Origin of the sequence: Meiothermus sp., from assembly GCF_025056915.1 — a bacterium.
Classification (GTDB): Bacteria; Deinococcota; Deinococci; order Deinococcales; family Thermaceae; genus Meiothermus.
Window position 1 is genome coordinate 1 of record NZ_JANWVH010000119.1, and the last position, 5,678, is coordinate 5,678.

General features: G+C 64.8%; 6 protein-coding genes. 4 read left to right on the forward strand and 2 right to left on the reverse strand.

Features of this window, described 5'->3' with window-relative positions; genetic code table 11:
• Window positions 1-218 precede the first annotated feature (218 nt).
• Both NZN28_RS13615 and NZN28_RS13620 read right to left on the reverse strand, forming a co-directional pair.
• Window positions 219-1,700 (reverse strand): SpoIID/LytB domain-containing protein, encoded by a 1,482-nt coding sequence (locus tag NZN28_RS13615; protein ID WP_295399044.1) that lies wholly within the window; start codon window positions 1,698-1,700, stop codon window positions 219-221.
• Between the two features lie 5 nt (window positions 1,701-1,705).
• The gene (locus NZN28_RS13620; protein ID WP_295399046.1) at window positions 1,706-2,407 is read right to left on the reverse strand and encodes a recombination protein O N-terminal domain-containing protein; all 702 of its coding nucleotides are present in this window, start codon (window positions 2,405-2,407) and stop codon (window positions 1,706-1,708) included.
• A gap of 427 nt (window positions 2,408-2,834) precedes the next feature.
• Here NZN28_RS13620 and NZN28_RS13625 point away from each other — a divergent pair, with 427 nt between their 5' ends.
• The 4 genes from NZN28_RS13625 (at window position 2,835) to NZN28_RS13635 (ending at window position 5,434) form a co-directional block, all read left to right on the forward strand.
• Window positions 2,835-3,071 (forward strand): hypothetical protein, encoded by a 237-nt coding sequence (locus tag NZN28_RS13625; RefSeq protein ID WP_295399048.1) that lies wholly within the window; start codon window positions 2,835-2,837, stop codon window positions 3,069-3,071.
• A 115-nt stretch (window positions 3,072-3,186) separates the two neighbouring features.
• Window positions 3,187-3,663 (forward strand): P1 family peptidase, encoded by a 477-nt coding sequence (locus NZN28_RS14675; protein WP_367275840.1) that lies wholly within the window; start codon window positions 3,187-3,189, stop codon window positions 3,661-3,663.
• Window positions 3,612-4,178 carry a P1 family peptidase gene (locus NZN28_RS14680; protein WP_367275841.1) on the forward strand — a complete coding sequence of 189 codons (567 nt, stop codon included), beginning with the start codon at window positions 3,612-3,614 and terminating at the stop codon, window positions 4,176-4,178. Before NZN28_RS14675 ends, NZN28_RS14680 begins: the two co-directional genes overlap by 52 nt.
• A gap of 62 nt (window positions 4,179-4,240) precedes the next feature.
• On the forward strand, window positions 4,241-5,434 hold the full coding sequence (locus NZN28_RS13635; RefSeq protein ID WP_295399050.1) for a M20 family metallopeptidase: 1,194 nt from the start codon (window positions 4,241-4,243) through the stop codon (window positions 5,432-5,434).
• Window positions 5,435-5,678 lie beyond the last annotated feature (244 nt).

The window sequence follows — 5,678 nt, forward strand, 5'->3', positions numbered from 1 at the left end:
CAATCGATTGGGGCAATCCTTCGACTCATTCCCCTATCCTAACTTAGGTGTCACTTTGGGTGAGATTTGGTATAAGTATTGAGGGGGTAAAACCCTTCAAATACCTGGACTGGCGCTTCGAATGCGTGGGCAAGCTGGACAAACGCTATGGCCCGACGCTGGTCTGGCGGGTGAGCAAGGTTACTGCTGGTCTAGGTTAGTCAAAAAAGGCGGAGTTCTCAAGGCAGGGCCTCGAGCCTAGCCCCCGGATAAAAGTGTTCCAGAATCTGCCGGTAGTCGTAGCCCCGTTGGGCCAGGCCCAGTGCCCCGTACTGGCTCATGCCCACCCCGTGCCCAAAGCCGCCGCCCCAGAAGGTGATGCCCAACAGACGGCCCTGGGCATCGCGCTCTTCTTGCAGGGCAAAGGCCGCGCTGGGGAGGGTGGGGAAGTTCAGACGGGGCTCCCCCTGCCAGCGCTCGAGCGCCACGTCGCCCCCGCCGGTGAGGGCTTTGTGGGGGCGCAGCAGGCTGCGGATGTGCGACTCGCGCCGCACCACAAAGCGCCCGGTGGAGGTTTTTATCTCCAGCTCGGTCACGTAGCCGCCGCTGGTGCGCCCGAGCACCCGGATTTGTTCCAGGGTTCCGAGCGCAAACCCCGGTGCATCGGGGGAGAGAGGGCCTTCGGGGGTTTGCACGAACGGTGGGGCGGCGCGGGCCCTTTCGGGCAGGGTGCGGCTCAGCAGGGCTTCCAGCTCCTCGCGGCTCAGGCGCAGTTTCCAGCGCCAGAAGGGCGAAGCGGCATCATAGAAGCCCTGGGGGTTCCAGTTCTGGAAAAAGGCCAGCGCCTCGGCCTCGCTCTGAATTGAGACGGCGTGGGGTTTGGCCTGGGGGCGCCCCCGCAGATAGGGCTGCGCGGGCCGGTCGGGCCAGACCTCCTCGATGCTGGCCGTAGCGCCGGGGCTGGTGGAAAAGAAAAAGCTCTGGATGGGGGTTCCCTGAAAGGTCAGAATCTGGTTGCGGGTTGCGTCCACCGCCGCGTCGGTGGCGGGGTGGGTGCGGGTGTGGTTGTAGGCCTGCTCGCTCACCGAGTCGTCTACGTCGGCCCCAAACTGCTTCCAGAAGGTGTTGGCTTGTTGCCGGGTATATGCATAGGTGCGGGCCGCCACCGCCTGGGCCTTGAGGGCTTCCGGGTGGAAGCTGGCGGGCATCTCGCTGGGCAGCACCCGCTTGAGGTAGTCCTGGAAATCTACCGCATTGACCACCAAGAGGCCGCTGCCCCGGTTTTCCAGCCATAGCTCACCGGGGTAGGGCTCAAGGTTGGGCCAGGGGCTGGCGAGCAGGCGGTACTGCACGGGGGTGGCGGGGTCGGCGGGTTTGAGCCGGACGAAGGCCTCGAGGGCCCACACCTGCCCTTCGGAACTGGCCACCAAACCGCCATTTTGCAGGCTGAAGGAAAGGGGCTTATCGGCGAATACCGTAACGATGGGTCGAAGGTTCTCAGGGTTGGGGCCGCTCAAAACCTGCACACGCCCCCCCTGGGGCAGCAGCTCGAGGCCGGGGAAAAGGTACTGCCCCTCGAAAGAACCCCCGTTGAGCCGGTAAGAGAGCAGCACCCGGACATTCTGCCCGCTGGGCAGTGCAGGCGGAGGCTGGTTTTGCTGGAGGGACGCGAGCAGCAGGCCCGCACCCAGGATGAAAGCCCCTGCCAAGGCCCACTGCATAGGGGTCATTTTGACCCCTTCCCATGAGAAGGGGCCAGCAGTTGGGCCGAACCCAGCTCCCCTACGGCGTAGCGCACATGGGCCAGCAGGGCTTGCTGCAAACGATCCAGCGGCGCGCCTGCCTCCAGCAGGGCAATGGCCTCGGTGCCGGGCAGTTGCAGGATGGCGGCCAGAGCCTCCAGCCCTTCCGGGCCCAGATACACCCCGCGCTCCGACCGTTCGCCATCCAGCAAACAAAGCCCCTCGCCGCTCAGGTTGGGGGCCAGACCGGCGGCCTTGAGCACCCGCCAGGCCGCCCAGAGCAGGGCCATGCGGGGGCTGGGGTGCTTGGCAATCCCCTTCAGGCCCGAGGTGAGCAAAGGCCAGATACGGCCCGCCACCTCCGGCGAGGCCAGGCGAAAGGCCAGTTCGGCCAGAAAACTGGCATAGGGGAAGCGATCGGGGGCCTCCAGGCCCTCCAGCCGCCCCACCAGCTCCACCTGGGTCAGGGTGGGCAGCTCGTTGCCGGGCTTCTGGTAGACCTGGTACTTCAGGTGATGAAACAGCGAGAGCCGCCCGCTGCGTCCGGTGGGCCGCAGGGCTTTGCGGGCGATGGCCTGGGCCGCTCCTTCCGGCCCTACAAACGAGAGGATTACGTCGCCTGCCGGAAGCGGTTTGCGCCCCACCACCAGTCCTTCGCTGAGCCGATAACGTTCCACCACCCTCATGGTACGGGAGTCGGCGGAAAGGCACCGAGGTGAAGCGGACTCGGCCCGGGCGTCGCAGCGCCTTTCCTGGAGATATGGGTTCTTTTTAAGGGTGCTCGAGGGTGGCGAGCAAGGCTTACACCACCTTTGCTTGAACCCCTTGCAAACTGCAGGAACCCTGAGGCGGCAAAGGGTCGGGGGCAAGTGCTGAAGACCCACTCCCTACTCCCCACCATCACTTAGTGCATCCTTGAAAGTGGCCTGGCTGCCTGAGGTTCGGTGCCACCTGGGATGCCAGAGCGGTGCTTCATGCAAGGGATTGCGTCCAGGAGACCGATAGAGGACAAAACTCCCCCAAACGGAAGCCTCGCAAGAAAAGGCTCCGGTTTGAGATGGATTCCTCCAAAAGAGGGATGTGCCGAGAAGCCGTTGTGCTATCCTGAATTCCATGAACGAGCGTTCGTTGCAGGACATCCTCGAGTGGGTGGTGCTGGGCCTCTTGATTGCCGTGGCGGTACTGGTGGTGCTGTGGGTGGGGGGCTGGCTCTTTACATTTTTGGGCGCCATTCTGAAAGGGTTGGCCGGTGTTGTGTGGGCGCTCCTGCGGGTGCTGGTTCCGGTGCTGATTGTGGCGGCTGTGGTTTATTTCGTTTTGCGCTTTGTGCAGAAGCCCAAAACTGCATGAGGGTTGCTTCGGTGAACCGTCCCGCCCTGCAGAGGGCGGGTTTTTTTTGAAGCAGGGGAGATTCGGGGGCCCTGACCACCGGCGAGGGCAGGGTTTGTTATGCTGAACCTTGCCCATGAAACCAGGCCCCTACAACGCCATCACCGATGTTCCGGGAATCCAGGTAGGCCACTACACCGACCTCGAGCACCTTACCGGGGTTACCGTTGTCTTTCCTGAAAAGGGCGCGGTGGCGGGGGTGGATGTGCGGGGCAGCGCGCCGGGCACCCGCGAAACCGACCTGCTCGACCCGGTCAACCTGGTCGAGAAGGTGCAGGCCATTGTGCTCGCGGGCGGCAGCGCCTATGGCCTCGAGGCCGCCGCGGGGGTGATGCGCTGGCTCGAGGAGCACCGCCAGGGCTACCCGGTGGGCAACGAGACCACCCAGGCCCTGGTGCCCATCGTGCCCGCCGCGGTGATTTTCGACCTGCTGGTGGGCAGCGCCGCCGTGCGCCCCGACGCCGAGTGCGGCTACCGGGCGGCCCAGAACCTGAGGGGCGGGTGGCGGGGGGGGGGGGGGGGGGGGCCACCGGGGCCCGCAACGGGGGCTTGAAAGGGGGCACCGGCACAGCCAGCCTGGTCATGCCGGGTGGGGTGGTGGTGGGGGCCATCGTGGCGGCCAACGCCCACGGACGGGCCCACGACCCGGTCACGGGGGAAATTTATGCGCGGTTTTTGGAACAAAACGGCGAGTTCAGGCTCAAGCATCCCCCCAGACCCCCGGCGGCGCCTGACTACACCGACATCTTCAGCAGTTCCTTTGTGCGCAGCAACACGGTCATCGGCTGTGTGGCCACCAATGCCCAACTGACCAAGGCCCAGGCCCAGAAAGTCGCGCAGATGGCCCACGACGGCATCGCCCGGGCGGTCTTTCCGGCCCACACCATGTTCGACGGTGATGTGATTTTTTGCCTGGCCACGGGCGAGGTGGCGCTCGAGGGCCCTGCCGAGCTCAGCCGCATCGGCGCGGTGGCCGCCGATGTGTTCGCCCGGGCTTTGGTGCATGGGGTGTTGCACGCCTACTCGGTGGGGGGGCTCAGAGCCTACCGGGAGCTGTACGATGGCTGAAAGCCTGCACCGCTGGCAGCCCAATCACCTGGTCACCTCGCCAATCGAAAGGAAAGGCTCTGATGGACAAACATCAACTGGCCCAAAAAGCGGCCCAAGAGGTCGATGTGGACGAGGTGGTGCGCCTGACCCAGGCCCTCGTCCGAATCGAGAGCTACTATCCGGGCCCCGGTGAGCAGCCGGTGGTGGACTTTCTGGAACCTTACCTGCGCGAACGCGGTTTCAAGACCACAGTGCAGGCAGTCGCTCCAGGCCGCCCCAACCTGATTGCCGACCTGGGGGAAGGCCCGGGGGGGCTGATTCTGGAGGGCCATACCGATGTGGTCACGCACGGCCCCCTCGAGCGTTGGACACACCCCCCCTACGAGGCCCGCATTGTGGAGGGCCGAATTTACGGGCGGGGGGCCTGCGATATGAAAGGGGGGCTGGCAGCGGCCATCTGCGCGGCAGTGGCGGTGCAGAAGGTGCTGGGCGCCCCCAGGAAAACCCTCCGACTGTGCATCCCCTGCGACGAGGAGGGCCTGATGACGGGCATCAAGGCCTTTATCCGGGCTGGCTACGCCGAGGGCTTTGCGGGGGCCCTCATCTGCGAGCCGGAGGAAAACCAGGTCTGCTTGTGGCAGAAGGGGGCCATGCGGGTCTGGGTGCGCTTTCAGGGCCGGATGGCCCATGGGGCCATGCCCTACGCCGGGGCCAACCCCATTCCCTCGGCCTCGAGGTTTGTGGTCGCACTTCGGGAGTTGCAGGCCGCTTTGCAGGCCGAAAGCCAGCACGAGCACCTGGGGCTGCCCTGGATAACCCCAACGGTGGTGGAGGCCGGGGCAGGGGAGGGGCAGTTCAATGTGATCCCCGACCAGGTGAAGGTGGGCCTGGACATTCGCACCAACCCCGGCCAGGATCACCGGGCTCTTCTGGCCCGGCTTGGGCAGGCGATGGAAGAGAGCCTCGAGGCCGGTGTCAGCGCCACCCTGGAAGTCTTCGAAGACCGCCCGGCCACCGAGACCCCGCGCGACGCGGTGCTGGTACAGGCAGTCGAGCAGGGCCTGCGCCTTTTGCAGATGCCCGTTCGGTATGGCGGCGTGCCAGGGGCTACCGACGGCACCTTTTTATCGGCCTGGGCCGGTCTGCCAATTGTGACCATCGGGCCAGGGGGCCGAACCATCCCCCACCAGGCCGATGAGTTCGTAGAAATTTCCGAACTGCTTTCCGCGGCCCGACTCTACGCCGTGGTCAGTGTCCAGATGCTTCTGGGCTGAAAACACCCGCCACATGGTACATTGTCTGGCCGCGCGTTAACCCTTTTCGCTCGAACCATCTGCAAGCCGCAGGAGCGTTGAGGCGGTTGAGGAGGGGCCCGGTTTTGGAGACCCGCTGCCCACCCCCCATTCTTGGCTGTTTGTCCTTGAAAGGTGCTTGTAGGTCTAGAGTGCTCTTCACATATTATCTGATTTTACGCGGTCAACCTGCAAGCTGTGCCAGAGGGGATAAATCAGGGGTGAT

What these genes read in the sequence shown, in the direction of transcription:
- NZN28_RS13615 (WP_295399044.1), bottom strand. Translation starts at nt 1,700, where the DNA reads ATGCAGTGGGCCTTGGCAGGGGCTTTCATCCTGGGTGCGGGCCTGCTG.
- NZN28_RS13620 (WP_295399046.1), bottom strand. Translation starts at nt 2,407, where the DNA reads ATGAGGGTGGTGGAACGTTATCGGCTCAGCGAAGGACTGGTGGTGGGG.
- NZN28_RS13625 (WP_295399048.1), top strand. Translation starts at nt 2,835, where the DNA reads ATGAACGAGCGTTCGTTGCAGGACATCCTCGAGTGGGTGGTGCTGGGC.
- NZN28_RS14675 (WP_367275840.1), top strand. Translation starts at nt 3,187, where the DNA reads ATGAAACCAGGCCCCTACAACGCCATCACCGATGTTCCGGGAATCCAG.
- NZN28_RS13635 (WP_295399050.1), top strand. Translation starts at nt 4,241, where the DNA reads ATGGACAAACATCAACTGGCCCAAAAAGCGGCCCAAGAGGTCGATGTG.